This window comes from Roseibium hamelinense, assembly GCF_007830545.1.
GTDB classification, from domain to species: Bacteria; Pseudomonadota; Alphaproteobacteria; order Rhizobiales; family Stappiaceae; genus Roseibium; species Roseibium hamelinense.
On record NZ_VLLF01000001.1, the window covers coordinates 591830 to 612923 of the forward strand.

General features: G+C 56.8%; 20 protein-coding genes and 1 pseudogene. 7 read left to right on the forward strand and 14 right to left on the reverse strand.

All coding sequences use genetic code 11. The features are described 5' to 3' along the window. Nucleotides 1-263 precede the first annotated feature (263 nt). Entirely contained in the window at nt 264-1538 is a 1275-nt protein-coding gene (gene eno / locus JM93_RS02835; RefSeq protein ID WP_145340533.1) for a phosphopyruvate hydratase, read from the reverse strand. Nucleotides 1539-1633: 95 nt separating this feature from the next. Continuing rightward, on the reverse strand, nt 1634-2482 hold the full coding sequence (gene kdsA / locus JM93_RS02840) for a 3-deoxy-8-phosphooctulonate synthase (RefSeq protein ID WP_145340534.1): 849 nt from the start codon (nt 2480-2482) through the stop codon (nt 1634-1636). A gap of 240 nt (nt 2483-2722) precedes the next feature. On the opposite strand from kdsA, the gene galU reads away from it, so the two are divergent. After that, on the forward strand, nt 2723-3616 hold the full coding sequence (gene galU / locus JM93_RS02845; RefSeq protein WP_145340535.1) for a UTP--glucose-1-phosphate uridylyltransferase GalU: 894 nt from the start codon (nt 2723-2725) through the stop codon (nt 3614-3616). Nucleotides 3617-3768: 152 nt separating this feature from the next. Beyond that, the gene (locus JM93_RS02850; protein ID WP_145340536.1) at nt 3769-4179 is read left to right on the forward strand and encodes a PaaI family thioesterase; all 411 of its coding nucleotides are present in this window, start codon (nt 3769-3771) and stop codon (nt 4177-4179) included. Nucleotides 4180-4222: 43 nt separating this feature from the next. On the opposite strand, the gene JM93_RS02855 is transcribed toward JM93_RS02850, so the two are convergent. Next, entirely contained in the window at nt 4223-5410 is a 1188-nt protein-coding gene (locus tag JM93_RS02855; protein ID WP_145340537.1) for an aromatic ring-hydroxylating oxygenase subunit alpha, read from the reverse strand. A 201-nt stretch (nt 5411-5611) separates the two neighbouring features. Between JM93_RS02855 and JM93_RS02860 the strand changes: the two are divergent. After that, nucleotides 5612-6915 (forward strand): annotated as a pseudogene (locus tag JM93_RS02860) (nucleotide sugar dehydrogenase). A 116-nt stretch (nt 6916-7031) separates the two neighbouring features. Then, nucleotides 7032-7457 carry a DUF4864 domain-containing protein gene (locus JM93_RS02865; protein WP_145340538.1) on the forward strand — a complete coding sequence of 142 codons (426 nt, stop codon included), beginning with the start codon at nt 7032-7034 and terminating at the stop codon, nt 7455-7457. Between the two features lie 9 nt (nt 7458-7466). On the opposite strand, the gene tgt is transcribed toward JM93_RS02865, so the two are convergent. From tgt to coaD, 5 genes are all read right to left on the reverse strand, one after another. Beyond that, the gene (gene tgt / locus JM93_RS02870; protein WP_145340539.1) at nt 7467-8621 is read right to left on the reverse strand and encodes a tRNA guanosine(34) transglycosylase Tgt; all 1155 of its coding nucleotides are present in this window, start codon (nt 8619-8621) and stop codon (nt 7467-7469) included. Between the two features lie 4 nt (nt 8622-8625). After that, nucleotides 8626-9720, reverse strand: a complete 1095-nt coding sequence (queA, locus tag JM93_RS02875) for a tRNA preQ1(34) S-adenosylmethionine ribosyltransferase-isomerase QueA (protein WP_145340540.1) — start codon at nt 9718-9720, stop codon at nt 8626-8628. A gap of 193 nt (nt 9721-9913) precedes the next feature. After that, nucleotides 9914-10387 carry a peptidylprolyl isomerase gene (locus JM93_RS02880; protein WP_145340541.1) on the reverse strand — a complete coding sequence of 158 codons (474 nt, stop codon included), beginning with the start codon at nt 10385-10387 and terminating at the stop codon, nt 9914-9916. A 41-nt stretch (nt 10388-10428) separates the two neighbouring features. Then, nucleotides 10429-10905, reverse strand: coding sequence for a peptidylprolyl isomerase (locus tag JM93_RS02885; RefSeq protein WP_145341024.1), 477 nt, complete (start codon nt 10903-10905; stop codon nt 10429-10431). Between the two features lie 113 nt (nt 10906-11018). Then, the gene (gene coaD / locus JM93_RS02890; RefSeq protein ID WP_145340542.1) at nt 11019-11519 is read right to left on the reverse strand and encodes a pantetheine-phosphate adenylyltransferase; all 501 of its coding nucleotides are present in this window, start codon (nt 11517-11519) and stop codon (nt 11019-11021) included. 171 nt (nt 11520-11690) lie between these two features. Between coaD and JM93_RS02895 the strand changes: the two genes are divergently transcribed. Next, nucleotides 11691-12113 (forward strand): phosphopantetheine adenylyltransferase, encoded by a 423-nt coding sequence (locus JM93_RS02895; RefSeq protein ID WP_145340543.1) that lies wholly within the window; start codon nt 11691-11693, stop codon nt 12111-12113. An 80-nt stretch (nt 12114-12193) separates the two neighbouring features. On the opposite strand, the gene gyrA is transcribed toward JM93_RS02895, so the two are convergent. Continuing rightward, entirely contained in the window at nt 12194-15016 is a 2823-nt protein-coding gene (gene gyrA, locus JM93_RS02900; protein WP_145340544.1) for a DNA gyrase subunit A, read from the reverse strand. 212 nt (nt 15017-15228) lie between these two features. Between gyrA and JM93_RS02905 the strand changes: the two genes are divergently transcribed. Further along, entirely contained in the window at nt 15229-15867 is a 639-nt protein-coding gene (locus tag JM93_RS02905) for a MarC family protein (RefSeq protein WP_145340545.1), read from the forward strand. Nucleotides 15868-15981: 114 nt separating this feature from the next. Here the strand turns inward: JM93_RS02905 and JM93_RS02910 are convergent, their stop codons facing one another. Both JM93_RS02910 and JM93_RS02915 read right to left on the reverse strand, forming a co-directional pair. Then, nucleotides 15982-16350 carry a hypothetical protein gene (locus JM93_RS02910; RefSeq protein ID WP_208994885.1) on the reverse strand — a complete coding sequence of 123 codons (369 nt, stop codon included), beginning with the start codon at nt 16348-16350 and terminating at the stop codon, nt 15982-15984. Nucleotides 16351-16476: 126 nt separating this feature from the next. Next, on the reverse strand, nt 16477-17190 hold the full coding sequence (locus tag JM93_RS02915; protein ID WP_145340546.1) for a class I SAM-dependent methyltransferase: 714 nt from the start codon (nt 17188-17190) through the stop codon (nt 16477-16479). Nucleotides 17191-17324: 134 nt separating this feature from the next. On the opposite strand from JM93_RS02915, the gene JM93_RS02920 reads away from it, so the two are divergent. Beyond that, nucleotides 17325-17657 carry a TraR/DksA family transcriptional regulator gene (locus JM93_RS02920; RefSeq protein ID WP_145340547.1) on the forward strand — a complete coding sequence of 111 codons (333 nt, stop codon included), beginning with the start codon at nt 17325-17327 and terminating at the stop codon, nt 17655-17657. Between the two features lie 21 nt (nt 17658-17678). Here the strand turns inward: JM93_RS02920 and JM93_RS02925 are convergent, their stop codons facing one another. The 3 genes from JM93_RS02925 to guaA are packed head-to-tail and all read right to left on the reverse strand — an operon-like array spanning nt 17679 to nt 21088. Next, the gene (locus JM93_RS02925; RefSeq protein ID WP_170230491.1) at nt 17679-18608 is read right to left on the reverse strand and encodes a polysaccharide deacetylase family protein; all 930 of its coding nucleotides are present in this window, start codon (nt 18606-18608) and stop codon (nt 17679-17681) included. Continuing rightward, a complete protein-coding gene (locus tag JM93_RS02930; RefSeq protein ID WP_145340549.1) occupies nt 18601-19479 on the reverse strand; it encodes a formyl transferase in 879 nt (292 codons plus the stop codon). Before JM93_RS02930 ends, JM93_RS02925 begins: the two co-directional genes overlap by 8 nt. 34 nt (nt 19480-19513) lie before the next feature. After that, nucleotides 19514-21088 carry a glutamine-hydrolyzing GMP synthase gene (guaA, locus tag JM93_RS02935; protein WP_145340550.1) on the reverse strand — a complete coding sequence of 525 codons (1575 nt, stop codon included), beginning with the start codon at nt 21086-21088 and terminating at the stop codon, nt 19514-19516. Between the last annotated feature and the right edge of the window lie 6 nt (nt 21089-21094).

Genomic DNA, 21094 nt, shown 5'->3' on the forward strand with positions numbered 1-21094 from the left:
TCCGTGCGCCAAACGACGGTATTCAGGACAAGGTGGAGCGCTGGTGAATAACCAATTTGCGGACGCAAAGCGGGCGATTTATGTTGCTATCAGCGCGAAGCTGGGGAAGTCGCGGTTTTTGACTTGTTTTAGATTTTTAAAACAAGTCCGAACCCCAATAGCCCTGCTGGACCAAGAGGTTCGGCTTGATAGTTGGCTTTACGCCGACACTTGGGTCAGGGGCCGGGATCGGCCCCTTCTTTGTCATCCAGAGGCCTGTTCAATCAGGCCTTCAAAATGCTGCTGCCGGCAAATACCGCTTGCGGGCCCAGCTCCTCTTCGATCCGGATCAGCTGGTTGTATTTTGCAAGCCGGTCGGAACGCGCCAGAGAGCCGGTTTTGATCTGACCGCAATTTGTTGCAACTGCGAGGTCTGCAATGGTTGAATCTTCCGTCTCACCGGAACGGTGCGACATCACGGCCGTGTAGCCGGCTTTGTGCGCGGTTTCGACTGCATCAAGTGTTTCAGACAACGAGCCGATCTGGTTCACCTTAATGAGGATAGAGTTCGCGACGCCCTGCTCTATTCCCTGGCGCAGACGCGTGGAGTTGGTAACAAAAAGATCGTCTCCGACGAGCTGGCATTTGTCTCCGAACAGGTCGGTCGCCGCTTTCCAGCCGGCCCAATCGTCTTCAGCAAGACCGTCTTCGATCGAAATAATCGGATAACGGGCCACGAGATCGGCCAGATAGTGTGCCATTTCATCCGGCGCGAGAGATTTGCCCTCGCCTTCCAAAACATATTTGCCGTCTTTGAAGAACTCGGTCGACGCCGCATCAAGTGCCAGGAACATGTCTTCACCCGGCTTGTAACCTGCGGTTTCGATTGCTTTCATGACAAAGCCGATGGCCGCGTCGGTGGATTCCAGGTTGGGTGCAAAACCGCCCTCGTCGCCAACATTTGTGTTGTGCCCCGCATCGTTGAGCGCCTTTTTCAACGTGTGGAACACCTCAGCACCCATGCGGACGGCTTCGCGCAAGGATGACGCGCCGACAGGCATGATCATGAATTCCTGGAAATCGATGGGATTGTCCGCATGCGCCCCGCCGTTGATGATGTTCATCATCGGCACTGGCAATGTGCGTGCAGACGTGCCGCCAACATAGCGGTAAAGCGGCAGGCCGGTTGCTTGTGCTGCCGCACGGGCTGCAGCAAGAGAAACGCCAAGGATCGCATTCGCACCCAGCCGGCCCTTGTTATCCGTGCCATCAAGGTCGATCATCGCCTGGTCGATCTTAAGCTGATCTTCTGCATCGAGGCCGCCGACGGTTTCAAAGATCTCGCCATTGACCGCATCAACAGCCTGCAGCACGCCTTTGCCCTTGTAGCGGTCGCCACCGTCGCGCAGCTCAACGGCTTCGTGTGCGCCGGTTGACGCACCCGATGGCACGGCAGCCCGGCCAAACGAGCCGTCTTCCAGAAAAACATCCACTTCAACGGTCGGATTGCCGCGGCTATCGAGGATCTCACGTCCCACAATATCGACGATGGCGGTCATAGAATTCACTCCGGTTTCAGGTCTTAAAGCGATCCCTGCGCGGACAGCGTCAGGAATAAAGAGAAAAGCCGCCCTCGGGACGGCTGAAACGATGGTTACGCGGCTGAAGGCTGGCCTTTGACAACTGCATCAAGCGCCTTGAGCTGGGACAACAAGGCCCCAAGATCCTTGAGAGGGATCATGTTCGGCCCATCAGAGGAGGTCGTATTGTCGGGATCTGGATGGGTTTCCATGAACAGGCCACCAACCCCTACAGCAACGGCTGCACGGGACAAAACAGCAACCATACGACGGTCCCCGCCTGAAGATGTGCCAAGTCCCCCCGGCTGCTGCACAGAGTGCGTGGCATCGAATATCACTGGTGCGCCGGTTTCGGCCATAATCGGCAAGGACCGCATATCGCTCACCAATGTGTTGTATCCGAAGCTTGCACCGCGCTCGGTGAGAAGCACATTCGAATTGCCGCTTTCAACAATTTTTCCAAGAACATTTTTCATGTCCCAAGGTGCCAGAAACTGCCCCTTCTTGACATTAATCACCGCGCCGGTTTTGGCAGCGGCGACCAATAGATCGGTTTGACGGCACAAAAACGCCGGGATCTGCAACACGTCGACGACCTCGGCAACCGGGGCACATTGCTCGGCATTGTGGATGTCCGTCAGGGTTGGCAGGCCATACGTTTCCTTGATCTCGGCAAAAACAGGAAGCGCGTCCTTCAGGCCAACGCCGCGTGTTGCCGCGATTGACGTTCTGTTTGCCTTGTCGAACGACGCCTTGAAAACAACCGGAATACCGAGACCGCCGGCAATTTCCTTGACGGCTGCTGCACACTCCAGCGCATGCGCCTTGCTCTCCATCTGACACGGGCCTGCGATAAGGCTGAAGGCTTTGTCATTCGCAAAAGAAACATTTTCAGCGGTGACGGTGGAGTTGGCTTGGCTCATCAGATGTCCTTGGTGGGTACACTTATGCTTTGGTCGAATTGGCACGTTCAATACCGGCCTTTTGCCGGGGCCGCAACTCGCTCAGAAACGTTCCGGTCCAAAATCATTGTATGCGTCCGGCTGTTAAACATGTCACGGTGTGGCCATGGTTTGCCCACAAACCCCTGATGTTGTTTAGTGCGCTCAGCCCGGCCACAGGTATGTCCGGGCAGCCAGACAGATGAATGAAAGACAAAATTCATGATCAAGCCGATCCGAAAAGCCGTCCTGCCCGTTGCCGGACTTGGAACGAGGTTCCTGCCCGCGACCAAGGCCGTGCCCAAGGAAATGCTGACCATCGTCGACCGGCCGATTATCCAGTATGTGGTCGATGAGGCCCATGCGGCGGGCATTGAGCACATCGTATTCGTGACGGGCCGCAACAAGACCGTTATCGCCGATCATTTCGATCGCGCATATGAGCTTGAAGAAACCCTCAAGCGGCGCGACAAGGCCGAAGCTCTGGAACTCTTGGAAAAGCTGCGCCCGTCTGCGGGCTCAACCAGTTTCACCCGGCAACAGGAGCCGCTCGGGCTTGGACATGCCATCTGGTGCGCTCGGGAAATCATCGGCAATGAGCCCTTTGCCATTCTCCTGCCGGATGTGATTGTCAAAGCACGGCAAAGTTGCCTCAAACAGATGGTTGACGTCTACAACGAGGCCGGTGGAAATGTGATCGCGGTTGAAGAAGTCCCGATGGACCAAACCCATCAATACGGGATTGTGGAATTGGAGGCAGGCCAAACCGGACGGGCGCAGAGAATTGCAGGCATGGTTGAAAAACCTGCTCCTGGAACAGCGCCCAGCAACCTGATGATAACAGGCCGCTACATTCTGCAGCCGGAGATCTTCGGTCTGCTATCGGGCCAGGAAACGGGAGCCGGGGGTGAAATCCAGCTGACCGACAGCATGCTCAAGCTTATGGAGTCTCAACGGTTTACCTCCGTAGAATTCGAGGGTGAAAGTTACGATTGCGGCTCCAAGGCCGGTTTCATCAATGCAAACCTTGCCTATGCCTTGGACGACCCGAAACTGGCGGCGGAGGTGATGCCGCATCTGTCAGCATTGGTCAGCAGCCGGACCGCCGCGGAATAATTGGCGCCGAAAGAGTGTCCGGCCAGATCAGGCCGGACCGTTGCTCACATGAAAAGCTTTCCCTTTACGCAAACGTAAGATTTCGGTTGATTTCCCCATGTTTGCACGTATAGCGTGCTTTTAAAGCTGTGGTGCGGACAGGGAGATCAACCGTGACAACAAATATCATTGACCTTACGAAGGGCATTTTCGACGCGCAGCCATTTTCGCAGTTTGTCGGCGCACAGCTTGCACATGCGGATGGCAACTCCGTCGAACTCCGGCTTCCAATACAAAAAAATGTTCAGCAACAGCACGGTTATGTGCATGGTGGCGCCCTTTCGTATCTTGCGGACAACGCTATCACCTTTGCCGGCGGGATCGCTTTGGGCGGGGACGCACTAACCTCTGAATTCAAGATCAACTACGTCAAACCAGCCGCCGGAGACTTCGTCAGCGCACGGGCAACATCGGTCAGCACCGGTAAACGGCAAGCCGTCTGCCGATGTGAGCTTTATGCGGTCAGCGGTGACACCTCAACCCTGTGCGCGCTCGCGCAAGGCACGGTCATCAAGAAGGGCTGACCGCTTCTCGAAGGCTACAAACCGGCAGAGAAACCTGCTCAGATCATATCGATGCCGTTTTGGCACTGTCCGTTGATTGCAAAGACTGAGCGATCGCTGCATCCACATTCATTTGAAAAAGCGTCAAGAGGCCTTCTTCTAGCCCGAGTGTGTGGACCGTGTTGCCACCGCGCGCCATGCCGTTCTGGACACCCACTGAGACCTCAAAATCCTCGTTGTCGAACACGGCGTCATTGGTAAACGAGAAGCGTTTTTGCAGCCGGTCCATGCCTGTCTCATCCGCATAGAGCTCGGGCCGGTAGAGCAATTCGTGGGTCCACAGAGTCCGGTCCGCGCTCAGTGGATGGAACAGATTCAACGACACATAATCCGGGTGCATGATGAAGAACGCGTTGGGAAAGAACGAATAATAGACCGATGCGAAATCCAGGATCCGCCGGTCTTGCTCTGGTATTTCCCGCGCATCGAGAAGGTTTGTTCGCCCCGCACACAACCGGAAATGCGGACCATGCCGGTCAAAGGCAATCACGCCCTTGCGAAAGGCCCCTGCCAGGGTTTCAGCATGTAGATAAGGTACGTGATAGCCTTCCAGATAAGTCTGGATCAAAAGCTTCCAATTCGCTTTCTTTACAATCCGCGATTGCGTGAAACTGACATGATCGGAGATTCCAAAACTCTTTAGATCATCGGCAAACGGCCCCAGATAGGCAGCGATGTCGAATTCCGGCTGCTCCTCGGGTAGAACCCAAACGAGTCCGCCCAACTCGGCGACAGGGACCGGATGCAAGCCGTAGTTTTCCTTTTGCAGATCCGGAAACTGTCTGGCCTGGGTGACCGATCTGAGCTTGCCGTCCAACCCATATGACCAGCCATGAAAAGGGCAGACAAACGCTTTGAGGCGGCTGGTCTCGCGGGCAACAAGCTCAGCGCCGCGATGGCGGCATTGGTTCAAGAACGCTCTGAGAACGCCGTCCCCGCCCCGCACGATGATGAACGGATATTCGTCCCAATCACTGACAATGCACTGGCCGGGCTCGGCAACATTGGAGGAAGGACCGGCCAGCAACGGGTGTTTATTGAAAACATGTTGCCTTTCTTCGGCAAAGATATCGGAGGATGTGTATACCGAGGTCGGAATATGGCTCACCTCCCCCAGCATATCATCGTGTTTGCCCTGCGCGCGCAGCGCAAACAGTCTCTTAAACATCTGAATTTGAATATCTCTTTGCATGACCGTCCCCAGTTTCGGGCCCGGCCCCGCGTCAATCAGCGGCCCGCGCACCTCTACATTACGTCAACGGAATATGATCATGCGCATTTCTCGCATAGATTGCAATATTAGCCAAAAATACAATCTATAAGCACCGTTTCACCTGCAAGCATTTTGCTTTAAAGCTTCGCCAATTCTGCGACTCCCCGTTAGGACCCACCCATGACAGGCCAGCCATTTTCCAAGCAATCTATTGCCGTGATCGGTCTTGGGTATGTCGGCTTGCCTGTTGCCGCTGCCTTTGCCGGAGCTGGTCACACAGTGATCGGATTTGATGTGAAAAGCGATCGGATCGCAGCGCTCAAACGCAAGCAAGATGTCACCGGATCCGTTGCCCCGGACGAATTGGGGCATGCCGGACTGACCTTCACCGACAGACCTGAAACTCTGAAAATCTGCGACATCTTCATCGTGGCTGTGCCAACTCCGGTCGATCAGGCAAAGCGCCCGGACCTGACCCCATTCAAAGATGCAGCCGCAACCGTTGGCCGCGTGATGCGCCCGGGTGCGATCGTCGTATTTGAGTCGACGGTCTTTCCAGGAGCCACGGAAGAGGTTGCAGTCCCCATTCTTGAGGAAGCATCGGGCCTGAAGTTGGGGCAAGATTTTGAGGTTGGCTATTCACCCGAGCGGATCAATCCAGGAGACCGCGACCGCGGGTTCAAGGATATTGTGAAGATCGTGTCAGCCAGCTCAGCCGCTGCGGCCGGCCGGTTGATGGACCTTTACGGATCGGCGGTCAAAGCCGGATTGCACCATGCGCCTTCGATCAAAGTTGCAGAAGCGGCGAAAGTGATTGAAAACACGCAACGCGACCTCAACATCGCGCTGATGAACGAGCTCTCCATGTTGTTTCACGCAATGGGTATCGACACCCGCGACGTGCTGGCCGGCTCTGCGACAAAGTGGAATTTTCTACCCTTCCAACCCGGCCTGGTTGGTGGCCACTGTATCGGCGTCGATCCCTATTACCTCACGCACAAGGCGCATGAGATCGGACTGACACCACAAGTCATTCTTGCCGGCCGCGGCACCAATGAAGCCATGCCAGCTTTTGTTGCCGGTAAAGTGATCCAGGCCTGCGTCAAGCTGGGCTGCGCAATGCCTCTGAAAATCGCGGTTCTCGGGCTGACCTACAAGGCGAATGTGCCGGATACCCGGAATTCGAAGGTTGTCGACCTCGTTCGCGAACTGGAAGATTTCGGCGCTGCGGTCCACGTCTTCGACCCTTTGGCGGATCCAGTCGAAACACATGCGGAATACGGGATTGCCTTGTCAGAATGGCACGATCTGACCGGCGCCGATGCGGTGGTTCTGGCCGTCCCGCATGACACATTTCTCACCGATGGCGACACTTGGTCCCGCATCCGCGAACTGATTGGTGAAAAAAATGTCTCGTCGCAGACATTCCGGCAAAACTTGAGCGCCAAAAAACGCCAGAAAATGCAGTGCTTTGGCGTTTGTGAGGGCAAAGATCTAAGAAATTTTATTTCAATCACGGACCCTTGATCGTAATATCAAAGATCCTTTCACCGTATTTTCGCGTAGTATTGATCGGAAACAGTGAAAAGGAGAAACCAGAATGCGGGTCCTGACTTTCTGCCTTTGGGTATTCGGGGCAATGATCTTTGCAGCGGGCAGCGCTTCCGCTCAAACCGCCGGAGATGGCGCGGCCTTTCAGAAGATCATCAAGAACCAGATGAACGCCTTTCAGCGCGGCGATGCTGCAGCTGCCTATTCGTTTGCAACGCGCTCCCTTCAGCAGCGGTTTCAAAATCCCGAGTTTTTCATGCAGATGGTCAAGCAGGGTTATCAGCCCGTGTACCGTCCGCAGTCTGTCACATTCGGCAGTACGCGCGATACGCCGCATGGGCCCATGCAGGAAGTATATGTCACCGGCCCCAAAGGCGGTTCATGGCTGGCGCTTTACAGCTTTGAACTGCAGGAAGACGGCTCTTGGCGCATATCAGGATGCTATTTGACAAAATCTCCAGGCGTGGCCGCCTGATCTCAGAAGTCAAAGGGCGGCGATGTCGCCCTTTGCCCAATCTGCCTTGGTCTTGAGACGGAAATATTCGAACCGTCCCTCGTCAATGGCATCACGCATGCCCTGCATCAGGAACTGGTAGTAGGCAAGGTTGTTCCAGGTAAGCAACATGGCTGCCAAAGCTTCGTTTGCGCGCACGAGATGATGCAGATAGGCCCGGCTGTAGCTGCTTGCCGCCGGACACGCGCTTTCCGCGTCCAGCGGACGCGGATCATCCATATGGCGCGCGTTCTTCAGGTTGACCTTGCCAAAGCGAGTGTAAGCCAGGCCATGGCGACCCGCCCGTGTGGGCATGACACAGTCGAATTGGTCGATCCCGCGCGCAACGCTCTCAAGCAAATCGTCCGGCGTGCCAACGCCCATCAGATAGCGCGGCTTGTCCGCCGGCATGACCGGAGTTGTGACCTCGAGCATCTTGAGCATGACATCCTGGGGTTCTCCGACCGCGAGCCCTCCGACGGAATAGCCTTCAAACGGCATCTTTGCCAGTTCTTCGGCCGAGCGCACGCGCAGATGCGGAACATCGCCGCCCTGGACAATACCATAAAGCCCCTGCCCCTTGGCGGGACCGCCCATCTTTTCGAACTGCACACGTGAGCGTTCCGCCCATCTCAAGGACAGCTCCATCGCCCGCTGAACTTCTTCTTCCGGGCTTGGCAGTTTGATGCATTCATCCAGCTGCATCTGGATGTCCGATCCGAGCAAGCCCTGGATCTCGACAGACCGTTCCGGCGTCAGGTGATACTTCTGGCCATCGATATGGCTTTGGAACCGGACACCGTCTTCATCCAGTTTTCTCAGCTGCGCCAGGGACATGACCTGAAACCCACCACTGTCGGTGAGGATGGTGTGTGGCCAGTTCATGAAGGTGTGCAGTCCGCCGAGCCGATCAACGCGTTCGGCCGTCGGGCGGAGCATCAGATGATAGGTATTGCCGAGGACCACATCCGCGCCCGTCTCACGCACCTGCCCGGGATACATCGCCTTGACGGTGGCCTGCGTGCCCACCGGCATAAAGGTCGGGGTTCGGACCGTACCGTGCGGCGTTGTGATCTCACCGCGCCGCGCCAGCCCGTCGGTTTTTAAAAGCTTGAACGAAAACGGCTTTTGGGTCTGATTTGTCATGTGTTTAACCTCTGGCAGCCGTTTCAGCCGGGAACAGCAGGGACGAATCTCCATAGCTGTAAAACCGGTAGTCTGTCTCAATCGCATGGGCATAGGCCCGTTGCATGGTTTCCAGGCCGCTGAACGCCGAAACCAGCATGAACAAGGTTGAGCGCGGCAGGTGGAAATTCGTCATCAGTCCGTCAATCGCCCTGAACCGGTATCCAGGTGTGATGAAGATCGACGTCTCGCCGCGGAACGGCTCAAGCCCGGTATCACCCTGCGCAGCGCTTTCCAGGATCCGAAGGGATGTGGTGCCAACCGCAACCACCTTGTTGCCGCGCGCCTGAACCGCCTTAAGGGCGGTCGCAGTTTCTGCTGTCACTTCACCCCATTCGGCATGCATCTTGTGGTCTTCGGTCTCGTCGCTCTTGACCGGCAGGAACGTCCCCGCCCCCACATGCAGCGTGACGATGTGCCGTTCGATCCCGCGTTGATCGAGGGCGTCCAGGAGTTCCGGCGTGAAATGAAGGCCGGCTGTCGGGGCAGCAACCGCGCCATCCTTCTCTGCATAAACGGTCTGGTAGTCTTCACGGTCCTGCGCGTCCTCGCCGCGCTTTTGGGCAATGTAAGGCGGCAACGGAATGTGACCGACAGCCGCGATTGCAGCGTCCAGGACTGGACCTTTTTCGTCAAAGCGCAACAGGACGTCCCCGGCATCGCCTTTTTCCAAGACGTTTGCGGCAAGTTCCGCGCCTTCTGCGCCTTTGAACACCACTTTATCGCCGGTTTGCAGCTTTTTGGCCGGGCGGACGAAGGCCCACCACGTGTCGCCGGATGCCCGCAGATGCAACGTGGCACTGATATTGGCAACCGCGTCGCCGCGCGTGCGTGTTCCCTCAAGCTGCGCCGGGATCACCTTGGTATCGTTGAAAACCAGCGCGTCGCCAGGCTCCAGAAGATTTGGCAGATCTCGAACGCCCCTATCCTGAAGGTCCGGCGCTCCAGCTAACGACCCCTCAGGCCGGACAACGAGCATGCGGGCACTGTCCCGCGGGCGGGCGGGCCTCAACGCAATGCGTTCATTCGGCAGGTCGAAATCAAACAGATCTACGCGCATCGAGCCATGCTATCCGGGTCATTAAGAGAAAGGATTTGCCGAGCGCAGGCTTTACCGTGCTTCAGGCAGGTCGCACGGCTCTTAGACGGAGCGCCTTTAACGGTCAACCCAATCCGGCATAAAGGGGCGGGCAAACAAGAAAGGCGCCCCGGGGTTGCCCGGAGCGCCGAAGATTTCGACCAGTCACCACCAATCAGGCCGCGTCGGCAGCGACCTTCAACGAGGTGATCTTGTCCGGGTCGACAACCGGCTCGCCGCGCTTGATCTTGTCGACATTGTCCATGCCTTCGAGCACCTCGCCCCAGACAGTGTACTGGCCGTCGAGGAAAGAGGCATCGGCAAAGCAGATGAAGAACTGGCTGTCGCCAGAATCCGGGTTTTGAGCGCGCGCCATGGAACAGACGCCGCGCTTGTGGTTCGCCTTGTTGAACTCTGCTTTCAGTTTCTGACCGGAACCACCTGTTCCGGTTCCATTCGGACAGCCTGTTTGCGCCATAAAGCCGTCGATTACGCGGTGAAAAACGATCCCGTCATAAAACCCTTCACGCACCAGTTCCTTGATCCGCGCCACGTGGTTCGGGGCAAGGTCCGGTTTCATCTCAATGACCACCGGGCCTTGAGTGGTTTCCATAAGCAAGGTGTTTTCAGGATCTTTGATATCTGCCATGTCGGCTGTCTCCAAACTCTGGGAAGGTGTTGTCGTATCGGTCAGGCAGCGTCGGCTGCAACCTGCATTTTGATGATCTTGTCCGGGTTCGCGGGCGGTTCCCCGCGGGTGATAGCATCAACATGCTCCATCCCGTCAACCACCTCGCCCCAAACGGTGTATTTTCCGTTCAGCCAGTCGCCATCGGCAAACATGATGAAAAACTGGGAATTCGCGCTGTCGGGATCTCCTGCACGCGCCATGCCCAGAGCACCGCGCTTGAATGGTGCATTGTTGAATTCCGCCTTCAGATCCGCCTTGTCCGACCCGCCCATGCCGGTTCCGGTCGGGTCGCCCGTTTGGGCCATGAAGCCGTCAATCACACGGTGGAAGACAATGCCGTCATAGAAGCCTTCGCGGGTCAGGTCCTTGATCCGCGCCACGTGGTTCGGTGCCAGATCCGGGCGCAGTTGGATCGTCACCCGGCCGTCCTTCAAGTCGAGATATAGGGTGTTTTCAGGGTCAAGGTCCTGAGCCATAGCGGTGAACGGCAACAGCACAAAGGCCGCAACCACCGCAAACAAGGTGAGAAATCGTGTCACAGGGATGCTCCATCTTTCATGTGGATGAATACGTTGCTGATGCGCGGCGGCTACTTGGCCGCGCGGCGGCGTAAGGGGTCCGCCACGCTTTCCGGTACAAAAGCGGTGATATCGCCGCCCATTTTCGCGATCTGCCGGACAAGGGTGGCGGTGATGTGGCGTACGCTCGGGGACGCAGGCAGGAAAACCGTACGGATATGAGGCTCCAACGTTCCGTTCATGCCGGCCATCTGCATTTCGTAGTCGAGGTCGGTGCCGTCGCGCAGACCGCGCACGAGGTAGGCAGCACCTTGTTCACGGGCCGTGTCGATGACGAGGTTTGAAAACGAAATCACCTCGATCCGCCGGGCGTCTTCGGCCGGAAACTGTTCATCAGCGGACGCATGAATCAAATCGACTCGTTCTTCAAAGCTGAACAGTGGTGTTTTTCCGGGATGAATCCCGATGGCGACGACCACCTTGTCCGCCAATGCAAGCGATTGACGAAGAATATCGACATGGCCGTTTGTGACTGGATCGAATGATCCGGGATAAAGCGCGATGCGAGTCATGAGGTTTTCCTACTCTGCCACGCGCTCGCGAACAAGGTCGCAGTTCAGCACTCTGGAAAACGCCCCCGGACCGAATGCGTGCATAGTGTGATGCCGATCACGGTTTTCTGGCCAAAACAATGAGAAAACGATCTCATCAACGAAGGGCAACGAGCCTTGAAGGAGAGACCCATGAGCTTCGACCGTTCACATCACGACGCCAAAGTTCAACGTCAGGCAACCGACGCATTTGGCAGTGCATCAGCAACAACCCATCCTGCTGGTTTTCTTCAGGTCGCTGTTATTCTGGCAAGCGCATTCCTGATGAGCCTCATGGTGATTTTCGCAACACTTCAGCCGGCCAGCTCCATGAGCGCTTCCAATGCAGGCGTTGCCGAGACACAGGGCAACATCGCAACGAAGTCCGCTATGGCCGCATCAATCCCAGCTAGAAACCTCTGCGAAGGTCAGGCATGGGGCGCATGGAGCACGGACTGTGCCGCGGCACTTTCCGGCGCGCAAAACGTACGCCACGTGCAATTCGTTACCGTCGAGCAAGCCACTCCGACCGTTAACGAAACTATTTTGAGCCGCTTTCCGGCTTCCGAACTGTAAGACGACCTTCCTCCCCAGAACGGCAAACAGCGGCTCCAGGTAAACCTGGCCGCTGTTGTCGTTAAAGGCTTGACTGAAGATCAGTCTTCCGGGGTATCGTCGCCGGGAGCGTTCGGCGCGTCGCCGCCGTCAGGAGCCCCATCCTGTGGCGCTTCACCTTCCGGTGCCTCACCTTCTGCCCCTTCCAGATCCTCGTCCTCATCGACCTCACTAATCCCTTCGACAGCAACAACCTTTTCGTCCTTTGCCGTTTTGAAGACTATCACACCCTGGGTCGCGCGGCCCGCGATCCGGATGCCGCCAACCGGACAGCGGATCAGTTGCCCGCCATTGGTGACCAGCATGATCTGATCGCTCTCTTCAACCGGGAACGACGCCACCAACTCCCCATTGCGGTCGTTCACGGCCATGGCCGTAATGCCCTTGCCGCCGCGGCCGGTCACCCGGTATTCGAAGGAGGACGTCCGTTTGCCGTAGCCGTTTTCCGAGATCGTCAGGATAATCTGCTCGGCCGCGCTCATTTCGGCATACCGTTCCTGCGGCAGATCGCCGGCAACAACACCGTCTTCATCCGCGCCGTTGCCGTTTTCATCGGCTTCGCCGCGCATGGCCCGGGACAGCTTGAGATAGGCCGCCCGCTCTTCGGCGGTTACGTCAATATGGTGCAGGATCTGCATGGAAATGACCTTGTCGTCATCCGCCAAGCGAATGCCCCGGACACCAACGGAGTTGCGGCCGGAGAACACACGCACATCCGGCACGGGGAATCGGATGCACTGGCCAGAGGCCGTGGTCAGCATCACATCGTCATGCTCGGAACAGGTGTCCACGCCAACAATACCGTCGCCGTCTTCCAGTTTCATGGCGATCTTGCCGTTGCGGTTGATCTGAACGAAATCGGACAACTTGTTCCGGCGCACGGTGCCGCGCACCGTGGCAAACATGACATCGAGATTTGCCCAGCTGTCCTCATCCTCGGGCAGCGGCAAAATGGAGCTGATCTGCTCGCCCTGCTGCAGCGGCAGCATGTTGACGAGCGCCTTGCCGCGCGAGGTCGGACCGCCAAGCGGCAGCTTCCAGACCTTCATCTTGTAGCAAATGCCGCGCGACGAGAAGAACAGCACGGGCGTATGGGTGTTGGCGACGAACAGGCGCGTGACGAAATCCTCGTCCTTTGTCGCCATGCCGGAGCGGCCCTTGCCCCCCCGGCGCTGCGCGCGATAGGTCGCGAGCGGCACGCGTTTGATGTAGCCGTTGTGGGACACGGTCACGACCATGTCTTCGCGCTGGATCAGGTCTTCATCGTCGAAATCGGCACCGCCCTCGGTGATTTCCGTGCGGCGCGGGGTTGCAAACTCGTCCTTGATCTCGGTCAGCTCGGTGCGGATGATGTCCTGAATGCGGGCACGCGAGCGCAAAATGTCCAGATAGTCGGAGATTTCAGAGCCGATTTTCTTCAGTTCATCATCGATTTCATCGCGGCCGAGAGCCGTCAGGCGCTGGAGCCTCAGATCCAGAATGGCGCGGGCCTGCTCCTCGGACAGTTTGTAGGTGCCGTCCGCTTGGACCATGTGGCGCGGATCGTCGATCAGCTGGATCAGCGGCTCGACATCCTTGGCCGGCCAGTTGCGTTCCATCAGTTGCCGGCGGGCAGTTGCCGGATCCGGAGCCGTTCGGATCAGCTGGATGACTTCATCGATATTGGCAACGGCAATACCGAGCCCGACCAAAATATGAGCCCGGTCGCGCGCCTTTTTCAAAAGAAAGCGTGTGCGGCGGCCGACAACCTCTTCGCGGAAGGCAACAAAAGCCTTCAACATGTCCGACAGGTTCATTTGCTCCGGCTTGCCGCCGTTCAGCGCAACAATGTTGCAGCCGAAGGAGGTCTGCAGCTGCGAGAAACGGTAAAGCTGGTTCAGGACAACATCCGGCACCGCATCGCGCTTGAGCTCGATTACCACCCGCATGCCGGACCGGTCACTTTCATCGCGAATGTCCGAAATGCCCTCGACACGCTTGTCGCGGACCAGTTCGGCGATTTTCTCGATCATGGTCGATTTGTTGACCTGATACGGGATCTCCGTGACAATCAGCGCATTGCGGTCCTTGCGGACCTCCTCTACGTCGACCTTGGCCCGCATTACGACCGAACCACGCCCGGTCTCATATGCGGAGCGAATGCCGGAGCGTCCAAGGATCATCGCGCCCGTCGGGAAATCAGGCCCCGGGACAATGTCCATCAGCTCAGGCAGCGTAATGGCCGGATTGTCCATGATCGCGATTGCCGCGTCGATCACTTCGCCCAGATTGTGCGGCGGAATGTTCGTCGCCATGCCGACCGCAATGCCGCCGGCGCCATTGACAAGCAGGTTTGGAAATTTGGCCGGCAGAACGACCGGTTCGGTCTCGGAGTTGTCGTAGTTGTCCTGGAAATTGACGGTATCCTTGTCGATGTCATCCAGAAGCTTGTGGGAGACTTTTTGCAGCCGGCACTCGGTGTAGCGCATGGCCGCCGCGGGATCGCCGTCAACCGAGCCGAAATTGCCCTGGCCGTCGATCAGTGGCAGCCTAAGAGAAAACGGCTGCGCCATGCGGACAAGCGCTTCGTAGATCGCGCTGTCACCATGCGGGTGGTATTTACCGATCACATCGCCGACCACGCGTGCGGACTTGCGGTACGGCTTGTTCCATTCATAGCCGTTTTCATTCATCGAATACAGAATGCGGCGATGGACCGGTTTCAGTCCGTCCCGAACGTCCGGAAGCGCGCGTGAAACGATCACGCTCATGGCGTAATCGAGATAGCTCGCTTTCATTTCGTCGACGATTGAGATCGGCTTGATGTCGGAGGGCGAAGCGCCTGACGGTGTGCTGTTATCCTGGTCTGCCAAGGAGACACTCATTTCTTTGTTATTGCTGGCTCCCTTATATCCGATTCCGGATGGCTCACCAAATCCGCGCGTCTTTTCTAACCGTCTAATTATATCGGTATTTCAGTGACTTACACGGACTATTCACAGGTAGCCAAATTGATTTGCCCTGCGAGCTGCCCAAAACCGGCTAATTGACGTAAAACCGGCGGCAAAACCGGCTGTTTTCTGACCTTGCGGGACCCATGACCGACTTCTTCATCAACGCCTTTGCAACCCTGTTCGTCACCATCGATCCCGTCGGGCTGGCGCCCATGTTCCTGGCCGTTTCGGCTGGAATGTCGACACAAGACCGCCGGCGGGTTGCGATCCGTGCGACGGTCACAGGCGCATTGATTTTGCTGGTGTTTTACGTGTCTGGCCAGACGGTTTTGAACATTCTCGGTATTTCCGTCTCCGCCTTCCGGGTTGCAGGCGGGATCCTTCTGTTCATCATCGCAATCGAGATGGTGTTCGGCAAAAGACAAGAGCGGAAAACCGAAACCGCGGAAAAGGCCGTCGAGTCGGTCGAATCGCATCATGGTACGATCAATGAAATTGCCATATTTCCGCTTGCGATCCCGCTGATTGCCGGCCCAGCAGCGATCTCGGCGATTATTCTGCTGTCAAGCCAGGCACCGGACACTGTGGCCTATGCCGGCCTGGGAGGTGTGATTCTGGTGATCCTTGGCCTGTGCCTGCTCGCATTCCTCGCCGCTGAACGGATTGAACGCATGCTCGGTGAAACGGCGCAGTTGGTCATTACCCGGCTACTGGGGGTTCTGCTTGCCGCTCTTTCAGTACAGTTCGTGGCAGATGGGGTGCTGGCCTTCGTGGGTCAATAAACTCTGCGTATCCGGGAATAGAGCAAGTCTTCAAACTGAAGTTCTTATTGAAAATAGCCGCATTATTTATTGAAATATATTGTTTTAAAGTCGTCACACAACTTGACCTGATAGTCAGTCGAGACGGACGGTATATTCCTGATCCGAAAAGCCGTGAACGCTGTCGCGCGCTCGAATCTTGACCTCTGAAATCCCATCGGGGATCGCGACGCCGGACAAGGCTCGCGTGAAAGGCTGTTCTTCTACATGGGGATGCAAAAGAATGCGTTCGCCGAGCACCTGACCTTCTGGACCGATGACCTGCCACAGGTCCGCATAGTGATCCCAGCCGGTGTCGCCGTGTTTGAGCGTGACCGAAAAGCGCCACGTTCCGCCGCTTGAAGAGGCTTTGGCATCAACGATTTCAACTTCCCCCCCCGCTGCGGGAACCACGCTCACAACAAGTGAAATGGCAAACACTCCGGCTTTCAATAAGTGGATCACGCAAACCTCCTGCACCGCTCAAGGCACCAATGTGCATCGGCGCGCTTATGGGCGAAAATCACGAAGCTGTCAGCTTAGTTCAACGCATGGCGGACCGAGGCGAACACACGCGTGACGGAATCCCGGTTAGGCTGGTTTTTCGGCAATAACCAATATGTTTTTACCGAACAGCATGCGAAGGCCAAGCGCATCGATTTCGCGGCTTACCGGAAACACGAACTTGTCGTAGAAATTCAGCGATGCCTGGCTGCCCAAACCGTCTTGCGGATTGTAGCCCCAAAACCGAACCAAAAGAGATGCAAAGAAGCCGATGCAGTCGACAAACCGGACCTTGTTCACCTGGAAGCCAGCTTGCTTGAGCTTTGAACAGATTTCCTTGCGGCCATACCGGCGGTAATGGCCAACGCTCTCGTCTAATCCGGAGTAAAGCACCTGAAACGCAGGCAAATAGAGCGCGACCTTGCCGCCGGGCGCAAGCTTTGCATGCATTTGCTTCAAAACGGACACATCATCCTCAATGTGCTCAAGAACGTTGGAGCTGAAAAAACCATCCAGACCATCCGGCATCGCGTCGATCGTGTCATAGACCGGAAATCCGCGCTGGCCGAGAATCGCTTTGTTCGTCTCATCGATCTCAACACAAGATGGCAAACGACCTGTCTTGTCGGCAAAGATCTCGGCCAAGGTACCAATCCCTGCTCCAAAATCGGCCACTTTCCGACAGCCGGACAACTCGCGTACGAAGTGATTGACGATAAACGCATTGTATCCGCGCATGGACGCTTCAACATTCAGGAGTTCGGTAAGTCCGCTATAGGCTGTGTTTTCCCGCGTTTGCACCTGGCATCTCCTGATCCGCCCCCTCGCCTGTGCGAGAAGAAGACTGCTTTCAGTTGCCAAGTGTTCCCGAAATGTGTTGCCAATCCCTTTCCATTTTTCGAACCTTACGTAAAAATCCGGAACAGGGAGGAAAAATGGCGCTCACAGACAAACTCATACGGGACAAACTGCATGCTTTGAGACGCGAGCTGGAAGATATCAGCAACCTCTCCGCTACGTCGCGGGAGCCGGTCGCCCTCGATCAGCAATCTGTCGGCCGCTTGTCCCGGATGGATGCGTTGCAGGGGCAGGCCATGGCACAGGCTTCCGAACGGCAGAGACGGACTGAAATCCAGCGCATCGACGCGGCACTTAAACGGCTTGAGGACGGCGATTACGGATGTTGCGTTGAATGTGGAGATGACATTGCCGACAAGCGTCTCGAAATCGATCCGGCGGCAGCCATGTGCATTTCCTGCGCTCGATAGCCTGTTTTGCTCCCAAGAGACTTAGCCCAAGGCGGCTTTTTCCAAAACAGAGACTTGATGCTGAAACTCGGCAAGGGTTCCAGGCGGCATATATCTTTCAATGACCGGAAAACCGCTCAGTTTTGCCAAGGCGCCGGTATTTTGCGCATTTAACCGGCCACGCGACAAAAGGGCTGCCCGGTACCCGCTGTCGCCGATACACCTGAGCGTATGAGGCGTAAACGTGTCCAAGCCGCCAAACGGTATGGAAAACACGTCCGAGACCGGCAGGTTCATGCGCGCCAAAACCTCTTTGTTCGCTTGTATCTGATCTCGCTGGACAGCGTTTTGGAGCGACGAAAACACATAGTGGTTTAAGCTGTGATTTCCGTAGGCAAGAAGTTCATGGCGCGGAAGATCTGTTCCGGCATCGACACAAAAACGAGTGACATCCTCTTGCGTGTTTCCGAACGCCGTCAGGAAGTCTGCCATCAAATCATCGATCTTCCGGCTATCGACCGCTGGATCTTTGCTGCGCTTGTAAAAATTTCCCTTTGTGATGCCATTTGCCGCGCAAAAGGCTTCGGCCCAGTCAACAAATCGTTCGACATGACCGGCACTGATCAAAAGCCTGACTTTGTCGCGCCAGAAAATGTCACCCGACAAGGTACAACCGATCACAAAAACAGTTGCGGGAACCTGCAAGGTTTCCAGAACCGGCAGGGCTTCATCGAAGACGCTTTTGTAAGCATCGTCAAATGTGACCGAGACCGTGCCGCGCCGGTCCTCCATGTTCAGCAGGTCGTCGAGCCGCACCACATCAAAGTGCTGTTTCATCCACTCCAGCTGCCGGAAAAGCGCATCAGGCGTCACATTGTGAAGACTGCTGCCGAGTTCGGCCGGTACCCTTGCGTAGGCGCCATGGTACAGCAGGACATGCGAAAAGCTGCGATTTACTGATCCGTCAGCCAAACACTTGCTTCCCGTTGTCGACGGTCGCGATGTCACTGGCACCGCCATCGTCCTGTTGCGCGATTGCTGCCTGAACCACCCGGTCCCGGTTTCTCAGATAGACGGAAGCCTTTCGGAAATCCCAATCCTTGTCAAAGTACAGCCTGCCGCAAGTCCATTGCGGCAAGAACGCGGCAGAACCGTCTGAAACGCGCCGGATCACATCAATCATCAGGTCCGTCCCGGTAACAATCGCCCGTGAATTGATGGTTCCAAAATCATCGCCTGCCGATACCGCTATACGGCGGCTATGGAGAATATCGCCCGCGTCTATGCCCCCGGACATCTTGTGGATCGTCACCCCGAAATACCCTGGTTCGCCCTCAACGAAAGGCCAGAAATTGGTTCGCCCGCCGCGATAATAGGGTGACAAACCCGTGTGCATGTTGAGCACAAGCGGGGCGCAGTCCATCAACCGGCGCCCGATCAAACAGGTGCCCATGACGACGATCAGATCCGGTTTTTGGGCGCGGACGAGCTCAACAAAGCGCGCGTCATTGATCGATCTGTCGTCCGGTCCGACTGCTGCAAGGTGAAGGTGGTTGTAACGGTCCGCAAAACGCTGCGTTTCTCCGCCAAACGCCGCTTTTTCCGCCCGCTTCTTTTCAGCCTTCACTGTGAGACCGGCGTTTTTGTAGAGGACTTGAAAAACGCGTTTTTGGACTGTCCGAGCGAAATGCCGTCCCCAAGCCCGTTTAAACTCCTCTGCAGCGGACCGGCGGATCTCCTTACCGCCGGTCACAACCCCGACAACGCCTCCCGTTTCTGCGATGATCTTGTTGCAGAAGTAGAAATGCCGGTCAGAGTTGTCCGTCAGGATGACAATGCGCATGGGAGACAAGCTTATCCGCGCAAAAGGGCGAGCGTCACTCCCACTCGATCGTGCCCGGAGGTTTCGAGGTGATGTCGTAGGTCACACGGTTGATGCCTTCGACCTCGTTGATGATCCGGGTTGCCGTCTCGCCTAGGAATTCATGGCTGAACGGGTAGTAGTCGGCGGTCATTCCGTCTACGGAAGTTACAGCGCGCAGAGCGCAGGCGTAATCGTAAGTCCGGCCATCGCCCATCACACCGACCGTGCGCACCGGCAGAATCGCAACAAACGCCTGCCAGATCTCGTCGTAAAGGCCGTGCTTGCGGATCTGATCGATGTAGACGGCGTCCGCCTTGCGCAGGATCTCAAGTTTGTCGCGGGTGATTTCGCCGGGACAGCGGATGGCAAGGCCTGGTCCCGGGAATGGATGCCGGCCAATGAAGCTCTCGGGCAGGCCGAGTTCGCGGCCAAGCGCCCTCACCTCGTCCTTGAACAGCTCGCGAAGAGGTTCAACCAGTTTCAAGCCCATCTTTTCCGGCAGGCCGCCGACATTGTGGTGCGACTTGATCGTCACCGAAGGCCCACCTGAGAAGCTGACGCTCTCGATCACGTCCGGATAGAGTGTGCCCTGAGCCAGGAATTCAGCACCCTCGATCTCATTGGCGTGTTTCTGGAAGACGTCAATGAACAGCTTGCCAATAATCTTGCGCTTGGTTTCCGGGTCGGACTGGCCGTCCAGTTCACCGAGAAACAGATCGCTTTCGTCGGCGTGGATCAGCGGGATGTTGTAGTTGTCCCGGAACATCGAGACGACCTCTTCCGCCTCGTTGAGCCGCATCAGTCCGTGGTCGACGAACACACAGGTGAGCTGATCACCGATGGCCTCGTGGATCAGGACAGCAGCGACAGAGCTGTCAACGCCGCCGGACAGACCACAGATGACTTTCTTGTCGCCGACCTGCTGACGGATCTTCTCGATCGCATCGTCCTTGTAGGCGCCCATGGTCCAGTCACCGGTGAAACCGGCCAGCTTGACGAGATTTTCGTAAAGCGTCTTGCCGTTCGGTGTGTGGTGCACTTCCGGGTGGAACTGAACGGCGTAAAAATTCCGGCTGGTGTCCGCTGTAATCGCGTAAGGCGCGTTTGGCGAAGTGCCGAAAACCTCGAACCCAGGCGCGAGCTTGGCGACGTGATCGCCGTGGCTCATCCAGACCTGTTCCCTGCCGCCTGCAAACCAGCCGTTCAGGATCGAAAGATCCGACCCGGCAGGCGTCACGAAGGCGCGGCCGAATTCTGCGGTGCCGCCCCCGCCGGAAATCTTGCCACCATGCACTTCGCCGCCCAGCTGCTGCATCATCACTTGCTGGCCATAGCAGATCCCGAGGATCGGAACGCCGAGACTGTAGACGCTTTCCGGCGGGCGCGGAGACCCTTCCCGCGTTACGGAATCCGGTCCACCGGAGAAGATCACGGCCTTGGGCCCAAACGCGGCCAAAAACGCGTCGGTAACATTCTGATACGGGTGGATTTCGCAGTAGACATTCAGCTCGCGCAGGCGCCGGGCGATCAGCTGGGTCACCTGCGAACCAAAGTCGATGATAAGGAGGCGGTCGTGATGATGTGTCATGGCGCG

Coding starts and splice junctions, on each gene's coding strand:
- eno (WP_145340533.1), bottom strand. CDS start 1,538: ATGACCGCCATCGTCGATATTGTGGGACGTGAGATCCTCGATAGCCGC.
- kdsA (WP_145340534.1), bottom strand. CDS start 2,482: ATGAGCCAAGCCAACTCCACCGTCACCGCTGAAAATGTTTCTTTTGCG.
- galU (WP_145340535.1), top strand. CDS start 2,723: ATGATCAAGCCGATCCGAAAAGCCGTCCTGCCCGTTGCCGGACTTGGA.
- JM93_RS02855 (WP_145340537.1), bottom strand. CDS start 5,410: ATGCAAAGAGATATTCAAATTCAGATGTTTAAGAGACTGTTTGCGCTG.
- JM93_RS02865 (WP_145340538.1), top strand. CDS start 7,032: ATGCGGGTCCTGACTTTCTGCCTTTGGGTATTCGGGGCAATGATCTTT.
- tgt (WP_145340539.1), bottom strand. CDS start 8,621: ATGACAAATCAGACCCAAAAGCCGTTTTCGTTCAAGCTTTTAAAAACC.
- queA (WP_145340540.1), bottom strand. CDS start 9,720: ATGCGCGTAGATCTGTTTGATTTCGACCTGCCGAATGAACGCATTGCG.
- JM93_RS02880 (WP_145340541.1), bottom strand. CDS start 10,387: ATGGCAGATATCAAAGATCCTGAAAACACCTTGCTTATGGAAACCACT.
- JM93_RS02885 (WP_145341024.1), bottom strand. CDS start 10,905: ATGGCTCAGGACCTTGACCCTGAAAACACCCTATATCTCGACTTGAAG.
- coaD (WP_145340542.1), bottom strand. CDS start 11,519: ATGACTCGCATCGCGCTTTATCCCGGATCATTCGATCCAGTCACAAAC.
- JM93_RS02895 (WP_145340543.1), top strand. CDS start 11,691: ATGAGCTTCGACCGTTCACATCACGACGCCAAAGTTCAACGTCAGGCA.
- gyrA (WP_145340544.1), bottom strand. CDS start 15,016: ATGAGTGTCTCCTTGGCAGACCAGGATAACAGCACACCGTCAGGCGCT.
- JM93_RS02905 (WP_145340545.1), top strand. CDS start 15,229: ATGACCGACTTCTTCATCAACGCCTTTGCAACCCTGTTCGTCACCATC.
- JM93_RS02920 (WP_145340547.1), top strand. CDS start 17,325: ATGGCGCTCACAGACAAACTCATACGGGACAAACTGCATGCTTTGAGA.
- JM93_RS02930 (WP_145340549.1), bottom strand. CDS start 19,479: ATGCGCATTGTCATCCTGACGGACAACTCTGACCGGCATTTCTACTTC.
- guaA (WP_145340550.1), bottom strand. CDS start 21,088: ATGACACATCATCACGACCGCCTCCTTATCATCGACTTTGGTTCGCAG.